Annotated in this window: 22 protein-coding genes; 16 read left to right on the plus strand and 6 right to left on the minus strand. The window is 46.7% G+C overall.

Translation table 11 applies throughout. The features are described from left to right. Positions 1 to 206 precede the first annotated feature (206 nt). On the plus strand, positions 207 to 1,178 hold the full coding sequence (locus LCM00_RS07105; RefSeq protein WP_224899444.1) for a LacI family DNA-binding transcriptional regulator: 972 nt from the start codon (positions 207 to 209) through the stop codon (positions 1,176 to 1,178). Between the two features lie 198 nt (positions 1,179 to 1,376). Beyond that, complete coding sequence (gnd, locus tag LCM00_RS07110; protein ID WP_263623301.1) at positions 1,377 to 2,303, plus strand: phosphogluconate dehydrogenase (NAD(+)-dependent, decarboxylating); 927 nt, start codon at positions 1,377 to 1,379, stop codon at positions 2,301 to 2,303. Positions 2,304 to 2,413: 110 nt separating this feature from the next. On the opposite strand, the gene LCM00_RS07115 is transcribed toward gnd, so the two are convergent. Continuing rightward, complete coding sequence (locus LCM00_RS07115; RefSeq protein WP_224899450.1) at positions 2,414 to 3,262, minus strand: MurR/RpiR family transcriptional regulator; 849 nt, start codon at positions 3,260 to 3,262, stop codon at positions 2,414 to 2,416. A 212-nt stretch (positions 3,263 to 3,474) separates the two neighbouring features. On the opposite strand from LCM00_RS07115, the gene LCM00_RS07120 reads away from it, so the two are divergent. Both LCM00_RS07120 and gntK read left to right on the plus strand, forming a co-directional pair. Continuing rightward, positions 3,475 to 4,818: a GntT/GntP/DsdX family permease gene (locus LCM00_RS07120; protein WP_148976723.1), complete on the plus strand. Its 1,344-nt coding sequence runs from the start codon at positions 3,475 to 3,477 to the stop codon at positions 4,816 to 4,818. Positions 4,819 to 4,975: 157 nt separating this feature from the next. Then, entirely contained in the window at positions 4,976 to 6,520 is a 1,545-nt protein-coding gene (gene gntK, locus LCM00_RS07125) for a gluconokinase (protein WP_224899452.1), read from the plus strand. 46 nt (positions 6,521 to 6,566) lie between these two features. Here the strand turns inward: gntK and LCM00_RS07130 are convergent, their stop codons facing one another. Next, entirely contained in the window at positions 6,567 to 7,565 is a 999-nt protein-coding gene (locus tag LCM00_RS07130; RefSeq protein WP_224899455.1) for an inorganic phosphate transporter, read from the minus strand. A 13-nt stretch (positions 7,566 to 7,578) separates the two neighbouring features. Next, entirely contained in the window at positions 7,579 to 8,196 is a 618-nt protein-coding gene (locus LCM00_RS07135) for a DUF47 domain-containing protein (protein WP_224899458.1), read from the minus strand. Positions 8,197 to 8,610: 414 nt separating this feature from the next. Here LCM00_RS07135 and helD point away from each other — a divergent pair, with 414 nt between their 5' ends. The 3 genes from helD (at position 8,611) to LCM00_RS07150 (ending at position 12,070) form a co-directional block, all read left to right on the plus strand. Next, positions 8,611 to 10,866: an RNA polymerase recycling motor HelD gene (helD, locus tag LCM00_RS07140; protein ID WP_224899461.1), complete on the plus strand. Its 2,256-nt coding sequence runs from the start codon at positions 8,611 to 8,613 to the stop codon at positions 10,864 to 10,866. A gap of 372 nt (positions 10,867 to 11,238) precedes the next feature. Next, a complete protein-coding gene (locus tag LCM00_RS07145; RefSeq protein ID WP_224899464.1) occupies positions 11,239 to 11,760 on the plus strand; it encodes a YtxH domain-containing protein in 522 nt (173 codons plus the stop codon). Positions 11,761 to 11,812: 52 nt separating this feature from the next. Further along, positions 11,813 to 12,070: a GlsB/YeaQ/YmgE family stress response membrane protein gene (locus LCM00_RS07150; protein ID WP_148976717.1), complete on the plus strand. Its 258-nt coding sequence runs from the start codon at positions 11,813 to 11,815 to the stop codon at positions 12,068 to 12,070. A gap of 102 nt (positions 12,071 to 12,172) precedes the next feature. On the opposite strand, the gene LCM00_RS07155 is transcribed toward LCM00_RS07150, so the two are convergent. After that, positions 12,173 to 13,030: an RluA family pseudouridine synthase gene (locus LCM00_RS07155; RefSeq protein ID WP_263623302.1), complete on the minus strand. Its 858-nt coding sequence runs from the start codon at positions 13,028 to 13,030 to the stop codon at positions 12,173 to 12,175. A gap of 390 nt (positions 13,031 to 13,420) precedes the next feature. Here LCM00_RS07155 and LCM00_RS07160 point away from each other — a divergent pair, with 390 nt between their 5' ends. Further along, positions 13,421 to 13,819, plus strand: a complete 399-nt coding sequence (locus tag LCM00_RS07160; RefSeq protein ID WP_224899467.1) for a YhcU family protein — start codon at positions 13,421 to 13,423, stop codon at positions 13,817 to 13,819. Between the two features lie 901 nt (positions 13,820 to 14,720). Here LCM00_RS07160 and LCM00_RS07165 read toward each other — a convergent pair. Continuing rightward, positions 14,721 to 15,191 (minus strand): thioredoxin family protein, encoded by a 471-nt coding sequence (locus LCM00_RS07165; RefSeq protein WP_224899470.1) that lies wholly within the window; start codon positions 15,189 to 15,191, stop codon positions 14,721 to 14,723. Between the two features lies 1 nt (position 15,192). Next, the gene (locus LCM00_RS07170) at positions 15,193 to 15,630 is read right to left on the minus strand and encodes a disulfide oxidoreductase (RefSeq protein WP_224899473.1); all 438 of its coding nucleotides are present in this window, start codon (positions 15,628 to 15,630) and stop codon (positions 15,193 to 15,195) included. A 235-nt stretch (positions 15,631 to 15,865) separates the two neighbouring features. Between LCM00_RS07170 and LCM00_RS07175 the strand changes: the two genes are divergently transcribed. From LCM00_RS07175 to LCM00_RS07210, 8 genes are all read left to right on the plus strand, one after another. Beyond that, positions 15,866 to 16,174: an SDR family NAD(P)-dependent oxidoreductase gene (locus LCM00_RS07175; RefSeq protein WP_224899477.1), complete on the plus strand. Its 309-nt coding sequence runs from the start codon at positions 15,866 to 15,868 to the stop codon at positions 16,172 to 16,174. Continuing rightward, on the plus strand, positions 16,152 to 16,412 hold the full coding sequence (locus tag LCM00_RS07180; protein WP_224899480.1) for a Rossmann-fold NAD(P)-binding domain-containing protein: 261 nt from the start codon (positions 16,152 to 16,154) through the stop codon (positions 16,410 to 16,412). The genes LCM00_RS07175 and LCM00_RS07180 overlap by 23 nt, the downstream gene beginning before the upstream one ends. Before the next feature lie 49 nt (positions 16,413 to 16,461). Beyond that, entirely contained in the window at positions 16,462 to 18,000 is a 1,539-nt protein-coding gene (locus LCM00_RS07185; protein WP_224899483.1) for a carbon-nitrogen hydrolase family protein, read from the plus strand. Positions 18,001 to 18,228: 228 nt separating this feature from the next. Then, positions 18,229 to 19,983, plus strand: coding sequence for a phospho-sugar mutase (locus tag LCM00_RS07190; protein WP_224899488.1), 1,755 nt, complete (start codon positions 18,229 to 18,231; stop codon positions 19,981 to 19,983). 165 nt (positions 19,984 to 20,148) lie between these two features. Continuing rightward, a complete protein-coding gene (locus LCM00_RS07195) occupies positions 20,149 to 21,267 on the plus strand; it encodes a GAF domain-containing sensor histidine kinase (protein WP_224899492.1) in 1,119 nt (372 codons plus the stop codon). Positions 21,268 to 21,278: 11 nt separating this feature from the next. After that, positions 21,279 to 21,914, plus strand: coding sequence for a response regulator (locus tag LCM00_RS07200; RefSeq protein WP_224899494.1), 636 nt, complete (start codon positions 21,279 to 21,281; stop codon positions 21,912 to 21,914). Between the two features lie 147 nt (positions 21,915 to 22,061). Next, on the plus strand, positions 22,062 to 22,592 hold the full coding sequence (locus LCM00_RS07205) for an NADPH-dependent FMN reductase (protein ID WP_224899496.1): 531 nt from the start codon (positions 22,062 to 22,064) through the stop codon (positions 22,590 to 22,592). Positions 22,593 to 22,601: 9 nt separating this feature from the next. Further along, positions 22,602 to 23,843, plus strand: coding sequence for an MFS transporter (locus tag LCM00_RS07210; protein WP_224899498.1), 1,242 nt, complete (start codon positions 22,602 to 22,604; stop codon positions 23,841 to 23,843). Position 23,844: the final 1 nt, after the last annotated feature.

Below are 23,844 nucleotides of genomic sequence, written 5' to 3' on the forward strand. Positions count from 1 at the left end.
TGCTGCTGCCTTTTCTCAGGCTTAAGCTATAGGCAGCAGCTGATACTATTGCAGTGCATAGAAACAGCAGGCATAAAATCCCTGTCATCGGTGCCCTCCTTCCTAAGTTTCTTAAACCCTATGAGGAGCATAAAGTATGAAATGCGTTCCAGGGCAAGTAAAAATGCCGCAGATGATATAATGCTTATAAGCAAGGAGGTCAGGGGATGGCGAATATCAGAGAAATTGCCAAACTGGCAAACGTGTCTGTTTCAACAGTTTCCAGGGTGCTGAATAAGCATCCTTATGTGGCAGAAGAAAAGCGGATGGCCGTCATGAAGGCCGTTGAAAAACTCGATTATATCCAGAATATCAATGCAGTCCATCTGTCAAAAGGGAAGACCAGGACGGTAGGGGTTATGCTGCCATATGTGAATCACCCTTATTTTTCTTCCCTGCTGGAAGGAATCGGAGAGGAAGCTTTGAAGCATGATTACGGGCTTCATCTTTTTCAGACTGCCTATGATCCGGATAAAGAGATAGAGGCACTGGCGAAGATGAAAATGAGGATGGTTGATGGGATGATCATCCTTTCCCGGAAAAGCAGCTGGAGCAAAATGGAGGAGTACTGTCTCAGTATGCCTGCAGTCATTTGTGAAAAGCTGGACCATCCTTCTGTCAGTGCTGTCTATATCGACCATTATAAAGCGTTTCGCCAGGGGCTCGATCATCTGCTGTCTAAAGGGTATAGGAGAATCGGCTATTGCATTGCCAGGAGGACCGGTACAAACAGCATGCTCCGTTATCAGGCATTCTGTGAAGGATTGGCAGAACAGAATATCGCCGTTACAGAAGATTGGATTTTTGACAGATGCCTGGGCATTGAGGACGGCGAAAGGGTGGCCAGGCAGCTTTATGGGATGGCAGAGAGGCCGGACGCGCTGCTTGTCAGCAGCGATCAGGTGGCAGCAGGCTTCGTTGCGGAATGGAGCAAGCTGGGGCTCAGCATACCAGGTGATCTGGCTGTTTTAAGCTTTGATAATCATCCGATTTCCAGGGCATTGCAGATCTCAACGATGGATCTGCCTGTATACGAAATGGGCAAAACGGCTTTCAGGCTGTTTCTTGAAAGGCTTTCAAGCGGACAGGTAAAACAGATGGAGGCAAAAGCAGCCCTGATTGAAAGGAAAACCGTCTGAAGGGTAATATACCGCCAGAGGATAAAAAAGAAAAAATGGCATCTCACCTGGAGCGGGCTGTACATAAAGTAGATCTGAAAAGGGCCGTAAAATAATTCAGCAGAAATAGGGCATGAATAAGGTAATTGGGCAGAGGTTGTAGTGATTGATTTTTGGAGATAAAATGTTATAGTTGAAAAGGATTTTAATCAAAGGCTTATGCTGTACATAGGAGGAAAAAACGTGAAGCTAGGTATAATCGGACTGGGCAAAATGGGATATAATCTTGCCCTTAATATGAGAGACAAAGGCCATGAAGTGGTGGCTAATGATGTAAATACAGACGCAATGGAAAAGATTTCGGCAGAAGGTGTCGAGACGGCAGCTACGATTGAAGAGCTTGCAGCAAAGCTCCCTTCTCCTAAGGTTATCTGGATGATGGTGCCTGCCGGAGACATCACTGAAAAGGTTTTGAGCAGTGCAGCAGCTGTGCTGACAGAAGGAGACATCATCATCGACGGCGGAAACTCCAACTACAAGGAAACACTGCGCCGCGGGGATGAGCTCGCAGAGAAGGGCATTCATTATATCGACTGCGGAACAAGCGGCGGCCAGGAAGGTGCACGCCATGGCGTCTGCACGATGATCGGCGGCGACAAAGAAGCTTTCAGCCAAGTTGAGCAGCTGTTTGCCGATATCTCTGTTCCGAACGGATATCTATACGCTGGAAAGCGCGGCAGCGGCCACTTCCTGAAAATGGTCCACAACGGCATTGAATACGGAATGATGCAAGCTTTTGCAGAAGGCTTTGAAATTCTTGAAAAAAGCAATTTCGACTATGATTACAAAGAAGTATCACGTGTATGGAATAATGGTTCTGTTATCCGTTCATGGCTGTCTGAGCTTCTGGAAAATGCGTTCAGCAAAGATCCTAAGCTTGAAGGCATCAGAGGTGTCATGAATTCTTCGGGTGAAGGCAAATGGACAGTTGAGGCCGCACTTGACTTCCAGGCGTCTGCTCCGGTTATTGCGATGTCCCAGTTCATGCGCTACCGTTCGCTTGAGGACGATACATTCCACGGCAAGGTAGTGGCAGCACTCAGGAACGAGTTTGGCGGCCATGCGGTCGTGAAAAGCGGCGAATAATAAAAAATGATCCTGCCTAAGCAGGATCTGAAGACTGCAGATAAATTCAATGAAAATTGAATGTCTGCAGTCTTTTTTTTTGCAGGAATAAAACGTTTTCAGTTTTCGGGTTAAATCCGTTTTGAAGAGATGGCATTTCTCATTTTCTGAAGAGCCTGCTTTCCTTCATCTTTGCGGGCGATCATGACGTTTACGTATAAGGCATCAATGATGCTCAGCTGGGCAATGCGGGATGACAGGGCCTCTGAGCGGTAGTCTGTTTCTTCTGCAACCGTGTAAAGGGCGATGTCGGCCTGCTGTGTCAGCGGTGTTTTGGCAAAGTTGGTGATGCTGATGGTCCTGGCGCCGTTTTCCCTGGCCACCTTCAGCACACCGATCATATCCTTCGTTGCCCCTGAATGGGAAATGAACACGGCTGTATCTTTATCGGACAGCTGGGAAGCTGACATGAGCTGCAAATGGGAATCACTGTTGGCATGGACGGTGATTCCGGTTCGGATGAACTTGTGGTAGGCATCCTGTGCAATGATCCCTGAGCCCCCGCTTCCGAAAAACTCAACCTTTTCCGCCTGCAGGATTGCTTCCACAGCCATTTCAAAAGCTCCTCCCCGTATAAGTTTCAGGGTATCCTCTAATGTATTGATATTCGACCGGAAGACTTTTTCCGAGACCGTAAGAATGTCATCCTCCTCCTGGATTGTTTCATGAATATCCTTTATGGGTGCGACAATTTCAGAGGCAAGAGCTATTTTCAGCGCCTGATAGCCTTTGAAGCCAATCCTTTTGCAGAAGCGGAAAACAGTCGAATCTGCAATCCCTAAATCATCTGCCAGCTGATTGATGGAGCTATGGACAATTTTTTCGGGGTTGTCCAAAATATAGTCAGCGATCCTTTTTTCTTTATCACTGAATTTTGAATAATGGGTTTTAATGCGGGCAAAGCAATAAAGAGTTTCCATTGATGCACTCCCTATCATTTTTTTCTATAGTCCTATTATAAAAGAAAAAAATTTCTTTGAAAACGGTTGCAATTAGAAAAATATTTTATATAATAAAAATATAAGCCGGAAGAAATTTTTTCTTTTATTGATAGTTAAAGAAGAAAATTATTTCTAATTCTGTCAAATTAGTAGAAATCAAAATGTAAGCGTTTAATAGGGGAGGAACAAAAATGTCTGGTTCAATGCTTATTTTAGTAGCAATGGCGGGAATTTTCCTGCTGCTGTTTCTTGTAATGAAAACCAAGCTCCATGCTTTCGTCGCATTGCTCCTGGTCAGCCTGCTTGTAGGGATTGCAGCAGGAATGCCGCTTGGAGGCGTCATCGAATCTGTACAGAATGGCATGGGGGGAACCCTCGGGTTCGTGGCTGTCGTAGTCGGGCTCGGAGCTATGTTTGGCCGTATGCTCGAGGTTTCCGGCGGTGCTGAGCGCCTGGCGCAGACGATGATCAAGAAATTCGGCGAAGATAAAGCACAGTGGGCACTCGGCATCACAGGCTTTATCGTAGCCATACCAGTATTCTTCGATGTCGGCTTCATTATCCTTGTGCCGATTGTCTACGGTCTTGCCAAGAAAACAGGTAAATCCCTTCTGTACTACGGGATACCGCTGCTGGCAGGATTGGCTGTCACACACAGCTTCATTCCGCCCACACCGGGGCCTATCGCGGTAGCTGACCTGATTGGCGCCGACCTGGGCTGGGTCATCCTGTTTGGTATTTTAGCAGGTATACCGTCCATGATCATCGCTGGTCCGCTGTTCGGTAAATTCATTGCCAAAAGGATTCATGTCACCATACCGGAATATATGAATATTGAAGAAAAAGAATATGATAGGGAACTTCCAAGCTTTGGAATGATTGCAAGCATCATCTTCATTCCGCTTGTACTGATCTTAATCAATACAGTGTCCGGAGTTGTGCTTGAAGAAGGAAACGGGCTGCGTGCTGTATTCACTTTCATGGGACATCCATTTGTTGCATTGACGCTGGCTACACTGCTGGCATTCTATTTCCTCGGCACGAAGCGCGGCTATTCCCGCCAGGAAGTGCAGGATATTGCGACAAAGTCTCTTGAGCCAGCCGGGATCATCATCCTTGTAACGGGTGCCGGCGGGGTCTTCAAACAGGTTCTGATTGATTCAGGCGTTGGACAGGTTCTTGGGGATATGATGGCTTCTTCATCACTTCCGCCGATCCTGCTCGCATTCCTGATTGCTACATTTGTGCGTGTGGCCCAGGGTTCGGCAACGGTAGCGATGGTAACAGCTGCTGGCCTTATTGCTCCGCTGATTGAGATCATGGGGCTGGAAGGGCCGGTCCTTGGATTGATTGTAATCTCTATCGCGGCGGGTGCGACCATTTTCTCGCATGTCAACGACTCAGGCTTCTGGCTTGTCAACCGCTATTTCGGCCTTGATGTAAAGGACACGCTGAAATCCTGGACCGTCATGGAAAGCCTGATTGCAATTGTAGGATTCCTGGTTGTCTTTATCATCGGATTCTTTATTTCTTAAACAAAGGCAGACAAATATACAGGAGAAAGGGAGCGGCAGCGCTTCCTTCTTCTGCATTCAGGAACTGCTGCCCCGGGAGAGAATCCATATCGGTGTATGTTATTTTTGATTCGTTGTAAACTTAAAAAGAGAGCTTTAAAAGATTGGAGAGGTTCATATGACAGCAGAAAAATATATGCTAGGAGTGGACATCGGGACGACGAGCACAAAGTCTGTCCTTTTTAATAAAGAAGGCAAGGTGGCTGCCAAGAATTCCATCGGCTATCCTTTACATACGCCAAGCCCGTCGGCTGCAGAGCAGGATCCGGATATCATCCTGGCAGCTGTGGCCGGCACCCTCAAAGCCTGCATGGAAGAAGGGGGAATCAGTTCAGCCGACCTGCTGTGCGTAAGCTTCAGTTCTGCCATGCACAGCGTCATTGCTGTCGATGGGGAAGGGATACCTCTGACCAAAAGCATTACATGGGCGGATAACAGGAGCGCCAAATGGGCTGATCAAATCAAACGTGAGCTGAATGGGCATGAGATCTATTTAAGGACAGGAACCCCGATTCATCCTATGTCACCATTGTCCAAGCTGCTTTGGATGAAAAATGAGCAGGAAGTTATCTTTAACCAGGCGGCAAAATTCATCTCTATAAAGGAATACGTATTCTTCAAATTCTTTGGCGAGTATGTTGTCGATTACTCCATTGCCTCTGCAACAGGCATGTTCAATCTGAAAGATCTGTCCTGGGATACTGAAGCGCTGGGGGTAGCCGGGATTCAGGGGGACAGGCTTTCGGAGCCGGTTCCGACAACCTATACTCTGAAAGGCCTGAAAGAGGAATATCAGAAGCTGACAGGACTTGATGCCTCGGTGCCTTTTGTAGTGGGAGCAAGCGACGGAGTGCTCTCAAATCTCGGAGTCAACGCGATCGATCCCGGCGTCGTTGCAGTTACAATCGGAACAAGCGGGGCCATCCGGGCTGTGACTGATAAGCCTGTGACAGATCCGAAGGGAAGGATTTTCTGTTATGCGCTCACTGAGAAGCATTGGGTAATAGGAGGCCCGGTCAATAATGGCGGCATGATTTTCCGCTGGGTCCGGGACGAACTTGCTGCCTCCGAGGTGGAGACTGCCAAGAGGCTGGGGATTGATGCCTATGATGTGCTGACAAAGATTGCGGCTGCCGTCCGCCCTGGAGCAGATGGGCTTATCTTCCACCCATATATGACAGGGGAAAGGGCCCCGTTATGGAACAGCAATGCAAGAGGTTCATTCTTCGGGCTCAGTCTTCACCATAAAAAAGAGCATATGATCCGCTCTGTACTTGAGGGTGTCATTTATAATCTGTTTACCGTCCTGCTTGCCCTGGAGGAACTGATCGGGGAGCCAAAGAAAATCCAGGCGACCGGCGGATTTGCAAGATCTGAGCTGTGGAGGCAGATGATGGCCGATATTTTCAATCAGGAGGTCGTTGTGCCTGAGAGCTATGAAAGCTCCTGTCTGGGCGCTGCCATCCTGGGCTTGTATGCCATCGGTGAAATTGAGGATCTGAGCATTGTGGGAGGCATGGTGGGGGATACATTCAGCCATAAGCCGAATCCGGAGAATGCAGCTGTTTACCAGGAGCTGCTGCCGGTCTTCATCCGCCTTTCCAGAGCGCTTGAAGGCGAATATGAGAACATAGCCCGCTTCCAGAAGAAGCATTTGGGCTGAAAAAAAGCTATTGGAGATTGGCTCCAATAGCTTTTTTGTTGTTTGTTTAGAAAATGGCATTCAGCAATAAGTACACAAGCCCTGCAATCGTAGCGGAAATCGGCAGGGTGATGACCCAGGTGATCAGCATCCGCTGTGCCGTGCCCCATTTAACGCCTTTTAGGCGGTGAGCTGATCCAACTCCAAGAATTGAAGAAGAAATGACATGGGTAGTGCTGACCGGCAGGTGTATTGCTGTTGCACCGAAGATGATGGCTGCGCCGGTCAAATCAGCTGCAACACCGTTGATAGGGCGGATTTTCATGATTTTGCCGCCGACAGTCTTGATGATCTTCCAGCCGCCGACAGATGTTCCAAGCCCCATTGCAGCAGCACAGGACAGCTGTACCCAGAACGGGATATCATCCGTTGTGACATAGTTATTGGCAATGAGCGCCATTGTAATGATCCCCATTGCTTTCTGGGCATCGTTCGTGCCATGTGTATATGACTGCAGGGCAGCCGTGAAGATCTGGAACAGGCGGAAATTCCTGTTTGTTTTTGTCAGGTTATTGTTTTTGAAAATGACCTTAAAAATACTATATACAATGAATCCGACAACAAAAGCGATAAGCGGAGAGAAAATCAGCGCCTGGATGATTTTCATGAAGCCTCCGTAATTAAGGGCCTGGAATCCTGCAGCTGCTATTGCCGCGCCTGCAATGGAGCCGATAATCGCATGGGATGAACTGCTCGGAATACCGTAATACCATGTGAGCAGGTTCCAAAAAATCGCAGCAATCAATGCTGCCAGGATGACGATTGAACCGTTCTGCAGAGTAAAGGGATCAACGATATCCTTTGTAATGGTTTTGGCTACTCCTGTAAAGGTCATAGCCCCGACAAAGTTCATCGTAGCGGCAAGAATAATGGCATGCCTTGGTTTCAGTGCTTTCGTTGAGACGGCTGTGGCAATGGCATTGGCTGTATCATGGAAGCCATTGATAAAGTCGAAGGCCAGTGCCCCTATGACAATCAGTATAGTTATGATGAAAATGGAATCCATTTATGAAAGCTCCTTACGCATTCTTCATGATGATGGTTTCTAAAGTATTGGCGACATTCTGACAGCTGTCAGCGATATCTTCCAGGTTTTCATAAATTTCTTTATATTGAATGATGCGGATCGGATCTTTTTCAACTGAAAATAAGTGCTTGATGGATTGGCGCAGAATCCCGTCGCATTTTGATTCGTAATCCTTGATTTTGATGGCATGCTCCCTGATATCAAGAAGCTTTTTGGTTGAAAGCAGCTCTACAGCTTTTTCAATTTCCAATGAACAGCTGCGGATAGCATCTACAAATTTAAGCATATAATCGTCTGCCTGTGTAATTGAGTACATCTCAAACAATGCAGCGCAATGTTCAATCCCGTCAAGGACATCATCCATGCTCATCGCAAGGTGGAGGATATCTTCACGCTCGATCGGAGTGATAAAAGCATTATTGAGTTCTTTGATGACTTCGTGGACAAATGTGTCGCCTTTTGTTTCATACTCTTTCATCGTTTCAGAAAAAATCTTCAGATCACTGACATTTTTCAGTTTGTAATCGGCAAAATAGTGAGCTCCCTCTTTTACATTGGAAGATATGCTGCTCAGCAAAATTGCAAACTTGTCCTTCTTCTTGAAAACCATATTTAAACCCCCATTTGTTAAATGCCTAGAACCAAAAGCCCATTCAGCGGATGGCAAAGTGCAGTTCCGATTAGTTACATAGTATACCCGCTATCCAGCCAAAGAAGCTCTTACATCCAAAATTTGTGCAGATTCAAAGCCGCTGCTCCGGCAAAAAAATCCCCCAAACGAAAACATTTTATATGAAATTTGTCGAATAAGGTAGCATTTCGCTCAAAATTTACAAAAACTTAATATAAAAGCTATATGGAATTAGAAATAGTATGATAATTTCCTGAAAATTTACATTTATTCCAGCCTGTGCAGAAAGGTATTGTAAGTGGTTGATTTTTCTGATAATATAACTTTCTGCTCCTCACAAGCCCATATGAACTTCTTTCTCAAGCGGCTGAATTGGAATGAAAGGAGAAACATATGACACCAGATCAGCACCCCGATTATCAGAAGGAAAGTGAACGGCTCGACTTTACCAGAAAATATATGGAGGCTGTCATTAAAACAGCACAATCCAGCAAAGACCAGTTCAAGGAAAACATGAAAGAAGCCTTTCAGGACACTGACTGGCTTGAATCAAGCTTAAGCTATTCCTCCATTTTGACGAACGCCCGTTTTTTTGAAATGTCCAAGGATGAGCTGTCCAGCCTCCGGAATGCCCTTCCAAAGCCTTATTTTGCCCGGCTTGATTACCAGCATAAAGGCCAGGAAGAGAAGGAGAGCCTGTATATTGGAAAAACCTCGCTCTATTCCAGGGAGAACCAGGAACAGATTATCGTGGACTGGAGGTCCCCGATTGCCAATCTCTATTATGAAGGCAGGCTTGGAAGGGTAGAATATGAGGCATACGGAGAAAATTATGACGGCCAGCTGACGTTAAAAAGACAGCTTATGATTGAGGACGGCATTCTGGAGGAAATCCGGGATATCGATCTTACCACTACCGACGAACTGCTTCAGGATTCCCTCGCCAAAAGCTCCAGCAGCCGGCTGACCGAGATCATTTCAACGATCCAGGAAGAGCAAAACCGCATCATCAGGGCGGATCTGAACAAGCCCATCATCGTCCAGGGAGCGGCGGGAAGCGGAAAGACGACCATCGCCCTCCACCGGATCAGTTACTTCATCTATCAATATAAAGAGAATTTCCTGCCGGAGCAGCTGATGATCCTGGCTCCGAGCCAGCTGTTCATAGACTACATATCAGAAGCATTGCCGGAGCTTGGTGTGGAAAGAGTCAGGCAGACGACTTTCCCCGAGTATGTCCTGCAGTGCCTTACCGGGAATTTTTCCATCGCTGAGGACAGGAAGCTCATCCAGCTTCTTGAAGAAAAAGGGGAAGGGCCCGGCCTCAGAGTGTCAGAAATTAAAGGATCCCGTCTGTTTAAGACCATACTGGATCATTATTTAAAAAGCATTTCCTTTACCTTTTATCCTACTGAAGATTTTATGGCAGATAAGTTCCGTCTGTTCAGCAGAAAAAAATTTATCAGGCTTTTCCATGAAGATTATCATTATCTTCCCTATTTCAGGAGGCTTGAGAAGCTTAAAAGCATCCTTCAAGGCGATCTGAAAAGGAAGAAAAAGAACATCCTGGCCAAAATTGAAGCCTACTATGATGACAGGATTGACAGGGCCATATACCGCGGCAAGGATGCAGACAAAAGGAGAGAATATGTCTCACATGCTCTTGATCAAAAAGCCGAGCGGCTGGAGGAGGTCCAAAAGAGCATCAGAAGGGCTGTCCCCGACTATATGAAGCAGTTTCCTAAAAAGAAGGCGCTGGATTACTACCGTGAGCTTTTCGAGGATCCGGCAAGAATCGTCCGTTTTTCAGGAAATGAACTGACGAAAGGCGAAGCAGAAGAATTATGCAGCTATTCTCTTTCTCTCCTTGACAAGAAGAAGGTTGAACGTGAAGATCTGGCTGCTCTCCTGTATTTGCAGACAGAGCTGTATGGGGTTGATAAAGACCTTAAGGCAAAGAATATCGTTATTGATGAAGCCCAGGATTACAGCTATATGGAAATATATGCTTTGAAAAAGGCCTGTGATACAGATATGTTTACGCTGGTGGGAGATCTCGCCCAGGGAATCCATTCTTATCGGGGGCTAAAGGCGTGGGAACCGGTCGTCAGCGGGATATTCCCGCGCGCTACCTATACAGAGCTGCAGAAAAGCTATCGGACAACAATAGAAATCATGGAAATGGCAAACCGCCTGCTGAAGCTCCTGCCTTATTCCTTTCCGCAGGTGGAACCTGTTGTGAGACATGGTGAGAGCCCGGCTTTTATAAAAAGAGAAGAAGGAGCCAGGCTCGCGCGGCAGATTGCAGAAAAGGTGAAGGAGCTGCGGAAAGAGCAGCTAAAGAACTTTGCTGTTATCGGCAAGACAATGAAGGACTGCCAAACTTTATATGATTATTTCAAGGTAGAGACTGAGGAAAAAGTCCGTCTGCTTGCAGAACAGGAGAGCATTCCAAAGGATGAAATTGTGATTGTGCCTTCCTACTTATCCAAGGGACTGGAATTTGATGCAGTATTTATCGTTTCAATACATGAAAAATACGATGCGTCTTCAGAAATCGATATAAAGCTTCTATACGTGGGGATGACCAGGCCGCTCCACCGGCTGTACTTTTACGGCGGGGAGAAGGCAGATTTCCTGCTTGAATAATAAAGCATGTAGGGGAATCCTGTTGAACAGGATTCCTTTTTTTTGCGACAGATTCTTTTAAATTAAAAAATGGGCTTGTTTTCAAAAAAATCATTGCTTTAATTCCGTTTTGGACGAGATTTCCAGGGGAAGAAGATTATTACAACCTCGGCGAAAGCCGTTTATATAAAATGGGCGGCTGCAGCGGGAGCAGCCGCTTTTGGTTTTTTTAAGAACATTCTTACACCTTGGCAAGTACAAATTTTTTATATTCCCGCTTTACAAAAAAACATCCTAGCAAATAAAGGAAAGAAGACGCATGTTTTAGATTTTGAAGCCGGGGTAATTTATTTGTACAAGCAGCAAACAACAAACCGAAAAGGAGGGTGATGGTTGAAGAAACTCTATTCGGTACCGATTATTGCCATCTTAATATTTCTTATAGGCTGCAGCAACGGGCAGGAAGCTGAGCAGGAGCTGAATCAGGCGGCTGATGAAATTGAGCAGTCAGCTGAGGAAGTTGCTCAATCTGCCAAGGAAAAGACTGAAGAGGCTGCTGATGAAGTAAAAGAAAATGCGCCTGATACGATTAATAAAATCAAAGGTGCATTAGAGGAAGGCAAAGAAACTGTTAAGCAAGAAATAGTCGAAAAAGGGGATACTGTTAAAGCGGAGGAGGATTTTTACCTCGCTGCCACCCCTGAGGCCTATGACAGCCTATACGATTTCATCCAAATCAATGATTACGATGGGATTAAACAGCTGGAAGAAGAAAAGGATGCGCTGCTTGTAGAAAAAGGGACCGAACTTGAAGTGCTGGACCGGGATACGGTCCGTGTCAAAGTGGCGGTAAAGGCCGGAGATGAAGAAGGCTTTGCGCCAGTCAATCTGTTAGAGCCAGCTGGCAACAGCTGATGCTTTTATAAACTACATTCTGCAAAAAAAAACTAATTAGGAGTGAGAAATTATGTTAAGTTTTCTTTGGGCATTAATTATTGGTGGAATCATCGGATGGATTGCCGGCATGATCGTAGGAAGAGACATCCCGGGCGGCGTCATCGGTAATATTATCGCAGGTTTCGTCGGAGCTTGGTTAGGTACACTGATTCTTGGCGACTGGGGTCCTGTTGTAGCTGACTTTGCCATTATCCCTGCTATTATCGGTGCAATCGTTCTAGTATTTGTGCTAAGCCTGATCATGAAAGGCATGCGCAAAGCAGACTAATACAAAAAAGCCCCTTTTTAGGGGCTTTTTTGGTGTTTAATTAACTTTTGTTTGGTTTAGCTGGAACCCTCTGTACGGCTTTTCATGTGTTCTGCGGAAGATTTAAAGCTCCTCCAGCTGAAACCCTTTGAACATTTCCGGGTTGCCGGTTATTGGTGCGTAACAGACTACCGCTTCCTCTGTAAATGGATGCGGCACCTCCAGCTTGGCAGCATGAAGGGCCTGGCGAGGATACACCGGGCTGCCGCCATACAATCTGTCCCCGGTCAATGGGTGGCCCATATCACTGAAATGGACCCTGATCTGATGGGTTCTTCCTGTTTCCAGCCGGCAGGATACAAGAGTCTGCTGCTCTCTTGGAAAGACTGCAGCAACCTCATAATGGGTGACAGCATCCTGACCGCCTGGGGAAACCCGCCTTCTGGTGGGGTGATGCCTGTCCCTTCCAATCGGCTTGCGGATCACCCCTTTTTTTTGTTTAATGATCCCGTCCGCCATGGCAATATAGGTCCGCTTGATTTTTCTTTCCTTAAGAAGCTGATCGAGCATGCCTCCTGCAAGTGCGTGCTTGGCAAACAATACAGCACCGGTTGTATCTTTATCAAGGCGGTGGATGTGTTTGAGGTGGCGATATTCCCCTTTGGCCAGGAGATGATATGCAGCCGCGTTGGCAAGCGTGTCTTCCTGCATCGGCTCATTGGGATGGGTATCCATGCCGGCAGGCTTGTTGAGAATCAGCATATGCTCATCTTCGTAGAGCACGTCAATGTCATGGTATGCAGGCTTAACGCCGAACTCCTCTTCTGCAAAAAGCTTTAACTCAAGCCTGCTTCCTTTGGCAAGCGGTGATGTCCAGCGGGGAGCCGTGCCATCCACTCTTATGCTTTTTTCCATCCGCATCAGATGGATTTGCTTTTTTGGGGCCTTCCAGCGGGTGCGGAGAAGCTCCTCAAGCGTCAAACCCTCCCAGTGGCTGGGAATTATTATTTCATACCATTCTCCTTTTTTCTTCGTAATGATACAAAGCCCTCCTTCATCCAGTATTTCCCTATAATAGTCAGCCGATGATTTACATATAAATCATACATGAAAAAAGTTTCCATGCAATGAATGCCACCAGTCGATTTATGCCTCTCCAGCTTGCTCCATTATTGTATAATTGAAAGCGGATAAGCCAAAAGACATATTTTTATGTAAAAAAAAGCGGTTTCTTCATTCATGATTTCCTAGGTCATGTAAAAAAATGCCGTCTCTATGGGTATAATTACCACCCTTAGAGTTTCGGCTGATATGTTATTCTAGGAATATATGTTACGAAATGATTACAAGGATTACAAAGGTGGGTTTTCAGTGAAAGTAGTTTTTGCATCGACTCCTAACCAGGAAGAGAGGATCAAGGAACTGGTAGATTATTTTTATACATCTATTTTTCCTGCTTATTTTTCAGATGAGGATATTAAAGAGTTTGAAAAGCTGAAGGTGCTGCATACTTCAACCAGGCATTTTGAATATTTCGGGACTTTAAAGGAAGCATTTCAGGTGATCGCCAGCCTGCAGACGCTTATTTCCATCCTGGAATCTTCTGATCCGGAAAACCGATATGAGGATATTTTTCAGAAGAACGTACATATCCTGAAAGATTTCGGACTTTTCTTTCCTTTCGGCTTCAGCTCTTTTATTGATGCAAAAGAGCTGAAGGGTGATATGTTTAGTGTGTATACGAAAGCGGCGAATGAGCTTTTGGTTTAAAATGAGGCAAAAATATTGAGTTTGAAGAACGGGAAGGAGCGGGGGTGCTTCTTGCCGTTTTTTCATGTTTTTGTTCCTATTTAGAATTAGATTGCGCTATGAATGAGGCTGTTGATCTGCACTCCAGGCACTTCGCTTTCCGCGGGGCGGCGCTGAGCCTCCTCAGAGCAAGCTCCTGCGGGGTCTCAGCTTTGCCGCTATCTCCCGCAGGAGTCTGCGTGCCTTCCGTTCCGATCAACAGGGCGTTGAGAGTTTTAGCTGCTGCTTAACTTTTTTAGGGTAGTCCAGGAAATGATTGCTGTTTCTAATCCTATTTAAAATCAAAAGATTTTATTAGATTTGGGCTATAACCGAGGCCTGTTGATCTGCACTCCAGGCACTTCGCTTTCCGCGGGGCGGCGCTGAGCCTCCTCAGAGCAAGCTCCTGCGGGGTCTCAGCTTTGCCGCTATCTCCCGCAGGAGTCTGCGTGCCTTCCGTTCCGATCAACAGGGCTTTTTAAACACATGAGCAATTTTGCAAAATAGAGAATAAATGATTCGTTTTATATTTGATTAGTTCAATAAAGTCAAAATAAAAAGAACTGAATGTCTTCTTTACACCACACTATTGTACACCCTGAAAAAACAAATCTTAATAGGTATAAATGAGCGTAGTATGGGGCATCCTGCAAAACAACCAGCTCCTTCCGTAATGTAGCTCTGATTTGGGGATGTTCTGTAACTGCAGACATTCTTGATGTATTAACCTACGATGTTACGAGTAGGAGCTTGTTTTTATTCGGGACAGCCTTATGATAGAAGCATTAAATCCTTTAAAAAAAGAATAGGGACATAAAAGTTTTTTAAGGTCTTGGTGATATACAACGAAAAAACGGGAAGGATTGCTCCTTCCCGTTTTTTCTTATTTAGAGTTCTCGTTAAACCATTTTTCGAATACTTCTTTGTCCTGTGAGCCTGTGATTCTGTTTGTTTCTTTGCCGTCTTTGTATTGAACGATTGTTGGTGTTTCGTTTATGTTGTAGTTATCCCAGCCGTTTTCGAATTCCCATAAGTTGAATTGGACAAGGTCGACTCCCATTTCATCTGCCAGCGGGGCGACAACAGGGGTTGTCCTTTGGCAGTGCGGACATGTAGGGCTGAAGAAGTAGACGGTTGCATCTTCTCCTGCTTCAAGCTTTTTCTCCAGTTCATCCGGGAGAATAATGTTCTGGTAGTTTGGATCATCGAGCTGGTCGATTGTTTCAGATTTCAGATTCTCTGTTCCGTAAGGGTTGTCCCCTGATACCTTTTCTTTATTCTGCATACTGGTGAGCACTGCCACACCTGCAAATAATGCTATGATAATAACTAAAAATATGATGACTTTCTTCAAATCACACTGCCTCCTTTGTTTTTTTCCAGATGATCAGGCTTGTTATAAAAATAATGATAAAAGCAGTAAGCGCAAGCAGGGGAATCGTAATGAATCCCAGCCAGTTGATATATTGCCCTGTGCATGGGACCCTGCCGCAGGAAAGGGCACTTTCTCCAAGGAAAGCGACTTTCTGGATGGAATAATGATAAATCGAAATGCATGCACCGGCAGCGGAGAGGATCATTGTATAAAAGCTGATTTTAAAGTCTTTTTTAATCACAGCGATCCCGAGTATGACGGCGAGCGGGTACATGGCGATACGCTGGTACCAGCAGAGTGCGCAGGGCTCATAATGGCGGACTTCAGAAAAATAGAGGCTTCCGAACATCGCCAGGATGGATGCAGCCCAGGCAAGGAATAAAAGGTTCTCCCTCGGGTCTTGTTTTGGCTTATCCATATGCTTCTCCTTTATTAGTTTATGGTGAAATTATAAAGAGATTCTCCGGGCTTGTAAATTACCTTGAATTAAAGACACCTAATCTTCACATTTGTGCAATGTTCAGGACAGCATGAGAGCGGGTGTGCAGGCATATGCTGATAGCGGCAGCCGGAGGTTCTTTCTAACATTCTACCATTGATGCAGGGGCAAGCATCAGTCCTAAAATTATCCTATCTTTAAAAGGAGCATAAAGATGAAAAAACATGCGTTAGTCATTGGCGGAACGGGTATGTTAAAAAGAGTGATTGAATCGCTCTGCAAGGAAGGATTCCATGTAAGTGCAATGGGCAGAAGCCATGATCATTTTGCGAAGATGATGGAAGAAATCTCTGCACCTGAAGGAAAAGTTTCTTTTATACAAGCAGACTATTACAGTCCCATCCAATTCCAGGAAGGCTTGATCCAAGCTGTTCGGGACCGGGGAACGTTCGATCTGGGCATGGATGAGAAGCGATGCTTCGGAAAGCTTCCAGTGGCTTTTGCAGTACATAGCGCAAGATGACAAGTATACAGAGCTGTATGAAATTAAAGGCAGCCATGCTTCAAGGGAGCCTTTTAATGGCCTGGACTCTGCTTCGTTAAAGTGGATGAGGATCATTCTTGGATTCCGTTTTGAGGAGGATACGGCAAGATGGCTGACCCACGACGAAATTTCTGAGGGTGTGCTGAAGGCAATCAGCCTGAAAGCCCCATTATATACAGTGGGAGTGACGGAGCCGTGGGAGAAAAGGCCCTCATAGTGTTAATGCCATTAACAGAGCAGCCCGAATAAGAGGAGATGCAGACAATATGTCAAAATTGGATTTAAGCAAGTTTGAGAAAAAAATGATTATCCGCAATACAAGGGCTGAAGATATTGACAAAATCATAGCCCTGCAGGAGCTTTGCTTCCCCGGCATGGATCCGTGGAAGCGGGAGCATTTGGAGAGCCATCTGGAAGTCTTCCCGGAGGGCCAGTTTGTCGCAGAATATGATGGCGATATCATCGGGTCCTGTTCCAGCCTGATCATCAATTTCGATGAATATGATGACAGGCATTCGTGGAGCGATGTGACGGATAATGGCTATATTACGAACCATAATCCGGATGGGTATAATTTATACGGCATCGAAGTGATGGTGCACCCTGAGTTCCGCCGCATGAAAATCGGCTACCGCCTGTATGAGGCACGAAAAGAGCTGGTGCGGCAGATGAACCTGAAAAGCATCATCATTGGCGGCAGGATCCCGAACTACCATAAATATGCCGGGGAAATGAGCCCGCGAGAGTATGTAAGCGAGGTATCCCGCCATAAAATTTATGATCCGGTCCTCTCTTTCCAGCTCCTTAATGAGTTCAGCCTCATGCGGATCAATCCCAATTATTTGCCGGATGATGTCCAGTCCAACAAATATGCAACCCTGATGGAATGGAATAATGTCGATTACCTGCCAACGACCAAAAGATTTTATAAAACAAGCTACCCTGTAAGGATCTGCGTAGTGCAGTATATGATGAGGCAAATCAGTTCCTTTGACGATTTTGCAAGCCAGGTGGAATATTTCACAGATGTCGCCTCAGATGCAGGGGCAGATTTTGCGGTTTTCCCAGAGATATTCACTACGCAGCTGATGTCATTCCTTGATGAGAAGTCACCAAGCCTCGCGGTGCGGAGGGTTACAGAGTATACAGAAGAATATATCGAGCTGTTTACCGATCTGGCTGTCAGATATAACGTCAATATTATCGGCGGCTCCCATTTCGTCAAAGAAGATGATGATGAAATCTATAATATTGCCTATCTTTTCCGGAGAGATGGCACAATTGAAAAGCAATATAAGCTCCATATCACTCCGAATGAGCGCAAATGGTGGGGAATCAGCCGCGGGGATGAAGTGAAGGTATTCGATACAGACTGCGGAAGGATTGCGATACAGATCTGCTATGATATTGAATTTCCTGAGCTTGCCAGGATTGCAGCCGATAAAGGTGCAAAAATCATTTTCACCCCATTCTGCACAGAAGACCGCCAAGGCTATCTGCGTGTCAGGTACTGTGCTCAGGCAAGAGCGGTCGAAAATCAGATCTATACGGTTATTTCTGGAACGGTCGGGAATCTGCCGCAAACAGAGAATATGGATATCCAATATGCGCAGTCAGGCATTTTTGCGCCGTCGGACTTTGAATTTGCAAGGGACGGCATCGTTGGAGAGACTAATCCTAATATCGAAATGGTGCTGATCGGGGATGTGGACCTGGAAATCCTCAGACGCCAGCGCCAGGACGGAACGGTCCGCCAGCTGAAGGACCGGCGCCATGATATCTATAAGATTCATTACAAAAAATAACATCAGCAGCCTGCCTTTCACTGGCAGGCCTTTTTCTATATAATGAAATTGCGGAAAATTGTCGTGAAAGCTCGAAAGGTTTCAGGAGGAGATTCGCGGGCCGCAGCAGAATCTATAGAATTACAGCCCTGTGAAGGGGTGAACAAGTACATAACAGACAAAAAGCAGCAAGAGCGCCAGATGCTTTACTGCAATCAGCCTGTTGAAAGGCAGCCGGGAGGTAAAGAGATGGACTGGAAACAAAAAGCGGAAAAATGGCTTGGATATACAAACATGGACAGCACCCTGAAAAAGGAGCTGGCAGAGCTTCGCTTGGATGACAGCAAGATGGAGGACGCCTTCTATAAAGACCTTGAATTCGGCACAGGCGGCATGAGGGGAGAAATTGGCCCCGGCACCAACAGAATGAACATTTATACGGTCAGGAAGGCTGCAGCCGGCCTTGCTGCGTATATTGAAACATACGGGACAGAAGCTAAGAAAAGAGGCGCGGCAATCGCGTACGATTCTCGCTATATGTCAAAGGAATTTGCAATGGAAACGGCTAAAACGCTGGCAACGCGCGGAATCCGCGCCTATGTATTCAAAGGTTTGAGGCCAACGCCTGAGCTATCCTTTGCGGTCCGTTATCTGCAGGCATTTGCCGGTGTTGTGATCACCGCAAGCCACAACCCGCCTGAGTATAATGGCTATAAGGTGTACGGTGAGGATGGCGCACAGCTGCCTCCTGAAAGCGCAGACATCGTTATTGAAAAAGTCAATGAAATTGAAAATGAATTGCTGATAGAGGCGGCGGAAGAAGAAACGCTGCTGGAGCAAGGGCTCATTACGATGATTGGTGAGGAAGTAGACCAGGCATATCAGGAAAAGCTCAAAACCATTTCGGAAAATCCGGCTCTTGGCAGTGAAACAGACATAAAAATCGTTTTCACCCCGCTGCATGGTACGGCAGGGAAGCCTGTGCAGGATATACTGGCAGCAATGGATTACAGGCATGTTTATACAGTTGAAGAGCAGGCTGTTCCAGACCCGGGCTTCTCAACTGTCAAAAGTCCGAATCCGGAAGAGCATGCCGCATTTGAATTCGCAATCAAGCTTGGCAATGAGGTTGGGGCAGATCTCCTGATCGCAACAGATCCTGACGCTGACAGGCTTGGAATTGCGGTCAAGGATGACAAAGGGGAATATACCGTCCTGACCGGGAACCAGACCGGCGCCATTCTGCTTCATTATATCCTGAACGAAAAGAAAGCAAAGGGAACGCTTCCTTCCAATGGAGCGATGCTGAAAACGATTGTTACATCAGAGCTGGGTGCAAAAATTGCCGAGTCCCATGATGTAGAGGTCATGGATGTGCTTACGGGCTTTAAATTCATCGCCGAGAAAATCAATGCTTTCTATAAAGATAACAGCTACAAATTCCTGTTCGGCTACGAAGAGAGCTATGGCTATCTGATCGGCGATTTTGCCCGTGATAAAGATGCCGTCCAGGCTGCCCTTCTGGCGACAGAAGCATGCGCTTTCTACAAGAAAAAGGGAATGTCGCTGTATGATGCGCTGATGGCTATCTACGAGGAATATGGCTATTATTTGGAAGGGCTCAGATCTCTTACCCTTAAAGGGAAGCAGGGGGCCGAGCTGATCCAGGAAACGCTGGCTTCCTTCCGCAGAGATCCGATTGAAGTTCTGGGTGAATGGAAGGTCCTGAGGATGGAGGATTATCTTACTGGCCTTGCAAAGCCGGCCTCTGGGGAAGAAGAGCCAATCGGCCTGCCAAAGTCAAATGTCATCAAGTATCTTTTTGAGGACGGTTCATGGATCTGCCTGCGCCCTTCCGGAACAGAGCCAAAGATCAAATTCTATTTCGGCGTGAACAGCACAGGGCTGGAAGAGAGCAGGGAGAAACTGGCCAGGCTTGAAAACCAGTTCATGATCCTGATTGATGAAAAAATGAAAAAGCTGGAAGAGGCCAAGAAGGCCTGATTGGAGAAAAGGCGGCCGTTCTGCAGAGCAGAATCCGCCTTTTCTTCTGCGCGTTTTTAACAAAGAAGCTGCAACTTTAGCCGCAGATTCTCCTCATCCAAAATGCGAAGGCCGAACTGTCCATAAAGCTTTATAATAAAGAGAGTAAAAATGGGAGGCACGAGGATGACCAAGGAAGACAGGCTTTCTGAAGTGAAAATATTAAAAGAAATCGCAGAGCTTCTCAATGAGGGGACGGATATGAAGTCAGTCCTGCCGGAAGTGCTGAAGAAGCTGCTTGAAGTGACAAATCTGGAAACAGGCTGGATCTTTCTCATTGATGGGGAAGGCAAGTATAATTTAGCCGCAAAAGAGCGGCTTCCGCAGGCCTTGTCTTTAAATCATTATGCGCCAATGTGCCAGGGAGGATGCTGGTGTGTTGATAGATTCAATAGTGGCAAGCTGAATAAGGCGACTAATATTATCGGCTGCAAGCGGATTGAAGACGCGATTGAAGAGGGGCGCAGCGGCACGAACGGGCTTACCCACCATGCCAGTGTTCCTTTAAGGGCTGGGGATGAGAGGTTCGGCATCCTGAACATCGGCTCCCCTCATAAAACCAGGTTCGCTGATGGGGAGCTGGCACTATTGGAATCAGTTGCTTTCCAGATCGGCACTGCCCTCAAGCGGATCGCCCTGACCCAAAGGGAGCAGGAGTTGGCTCTTACGGCTGAAAGGAACCGGCTTGCAAGAGACTTGCATGACTCTGTCAATCAGCTGTTATTTTCTGTGAACTTAACGGCAAGGGGCGGAATGGAAATGGCCGAAGGAGCTGAAGTGAAGGAAACATTTTCTTACATACAAGATCTTGCCCAGGAGGCGCTCAGCGAGATGAGGGCGCTGATCTGGCAGCTTCGCCCGCGCGGCCTTGAGAACGGGCTTGTCAGCGCCCTGAAGAATTATGGCCAAATGCTCGGGCTAAAGGTTGAGGCAGAAGTAAAAGGGGTCATCGCCCTTCCGGGAAAAATTGAAGAAGCATTATGGAGAATGGGGCAGGAAGCCTTCGGAAACTGCAAGAAGCATTCAGGCCAAGGTTCAGTGCGGCTTCTTGTGGAGGCAGACAGCAGCAGGATCATAATGATAATAAAGGATGAAGGCTGCGGCTTCTATTACGGCAAGGGAAAAGGCCTGCCGAGCATGGGTCTGAACAGCATGAAGGGAAGGGCGGAAATGCTAAAAGGCAGTTTCTCTATCAAAACAGCGCCCGGCCAAGGGACAGAAATACAGATAAGCATACCAATTTAAGGGGGATTATGATGAAAGTGCGCGTGCTGGTGGCTGATGACCACCATGTTGTCAGAAGGGGCCTGATTTTTTTCCTTAAGACACAGCAGGAGATTGAAATCGCCGGGGAGGCAAAGGATGGGCTGGAGGCTGTCGAGCAGACAGGTAGATTAAAGCCGGATATAGTCCTCATGGACCTGGATATGCCAAATATGAATGGGATAGAGGCAACAAGGCTGATCAAACAGAAATATCCGGAAACGAAGGTTCTGATGCTGACCAGCTTTTCCGATCAGGACCATGTCATTCCGGCGCTCGAGGCCGGGGCTTCGGGATACCAGCTGAAGGATATTGAACCGGATGAGCTTGTGAAGGCGATCGTCCAGGTTATGAAAGGGGAAAATCAGCTCCATCCCAAGGCAACATCCCACCTGCTGTCACATCTGTCCAACAAGGATAAAAAGAAAAGCCCCATAGATGATTTGACAAAACGGGAACTCGACGTATTGAAGGAGATAGCGAAAGGGAAAAGCAACAAAGAGATCGCTGCTTCCCTTTTTATCACAGAGAAAACGGTCAAGACACATGTATCCAATCTGCTGTCAAAGCTCGAGATTTCTGACCGGACGCAGGCAGCGCTGCTGGCCGTGAAGGAAAAGCTTGTTTAAATCGGCTCCATCCAAAGTTGTAGGTGCCTGAATTTTCAGTTAGACTAATTATGTATGTAACATTAAAACAAAGCGACGATTTCCGCGGTGCAGTCTCTCCCTATAATAAGAACATAGAGAAGCTACAGAAAAGGAGAGAGAACTAGCATGAAAATTGCAGTATTTAGCGGAAGTCCACGAAAAAAGGGCAGGACAGGAATTGCTGCCCGGTATATTGCCGAAAAGTACGGAGCAGACCTGATCGATTTAAGCCTGGGGGAAATCCCCCTTTACAGCGGGGAGCAGCACCAGTACGAGCTGACGGCTGTAAAGGAGCTGCGCCAGAGGGCGGCAGAGGCTGACGGAATTGTGCTTGCTTCACCTGAATACCACAGTGCCATGAGCGGGGTGCTGAAAAACGCCCTTGATTTCCTGAGCAGCGATCAGTTCGCCCATAAGCCGGTTGCACTGCTCGCTGTATCCGGCGGAGGAAAAGGGGGCATCAATGCCCTCAATAATATGAGGACTGTCGGCAGAGGGGTCTATGCAAATGTGATCCCAAAACAGCTTGTGCTTGATCCTCACTGCTTTGATTATGATAATGACGGGCTGAACGAGGAGCCGGCAGCTCTCGTCGATCAGCTGATGGATGAACTGAAGCTTTATGTAAATGGCTATGTCCAGATGAAAGGCAAGTAAGGAAAAAGCATGAATGGATTGTACCGCGATCGTCGCTTCTGCTTTATTGTTGCTGCCAATATTCTGTCTTCCATCGGGTCTGGGATTACCATGATTGCCATTCCCTGGCTGCTTGCATCCGGCGCAAACGGCGGGAAGGTTTTCGGCTATGCGGCCATAGCCATGACCATCATTAATTTTGCTGTTACACCGTTTTTGGGGCAGCTGATTGACCGCTTTTCCCGCAAAAGGATTCTGTTGTTCGGGGAAGGAGCAGGCTTTATCATCATCGCTGCTTTTTCTGCAGCCGGCTATTTTGGACTCGGTTATGAAACAGTTCATCTAATCATTCTGTACGGGGCTGGAAGCCTTTATTATACATTGTTTTATCCCGCCATCTTTGCATTCAACCAGGAAATTTTCGACCCTTCCCACTATAGAAGGCTTAATGGCGCCATGGAGATTCAGGGCCAGCTTTCAAGTGTAGCAGCGGGGGCGTTTGCAGCGGCCATCATATCCACTGTCCCTCTTGAGCGGATACTGCTGATTGATGCTTTGACCTATTTGGGAGCATTGGGGCTGTTTTGGCTGATTCCTTATACTTCAGGAGAAAAGTCTGTTAAGCAGCAGGGGACAGTGAAGGCTGGAGGCGGTCTTTTGTATCTGAAAGCAAGGCCGGCGCTGTTTGTCTTCCTCTTTGCTTCGATGATGCCTTTTATTGGCGTAATGGTGACCAATTACCTTTTCCCTGTTTATATTGCGGATATTCTGCAGGCAGATGCTTCGGTATATGGAACCCAAAGCATGATCTACGGGATAGGAGCCGCATTTGCCGGACTCGCTGTTCCAGCCATCGCTTCCCGGTGGGGCAATGAAAGGTCGATCATTCTGACGATCGGTGCCTATACAGCAGCCATTTCGGTTATTGTCTTTATAAAAGATGTTCCTGTCTTCTTATCCTTGGCCATCTTCCTGGCCTTTGGCAATGCGGGAACAAGGGTGGCAAGGAATGCGCTTATGATGGAAATGGTGCCCAATCATCTGATTGGCAGGACAGACAGCCTGTTCCGTTCCATGGGCCTTTTGATCCGGACTCTGCTCCTGGTTGTTTTTACCGGGCTGTCAGGAGCCCCAAGCATAGCATTCAGTTTTTATATTTTATCCTTCCTGCTCATTTTTTCATTCGCAGCGGCTGTTATAGCAGGAAAGCTGCTGTTCCAGGAAGGACAACCGGAGAAATCAATAGGGGAAGCAAAGGAAAACACGGCCTGAA

The organism is Bacillus infantis (assembly GCF_020171945.1).
Taxonomy (GTDB): Bacteria; Bacillota; Bacilli; order Bacillales; family Cytobacillaceae; genus Bacillus_AB; species Bacillus_AB infantis_A.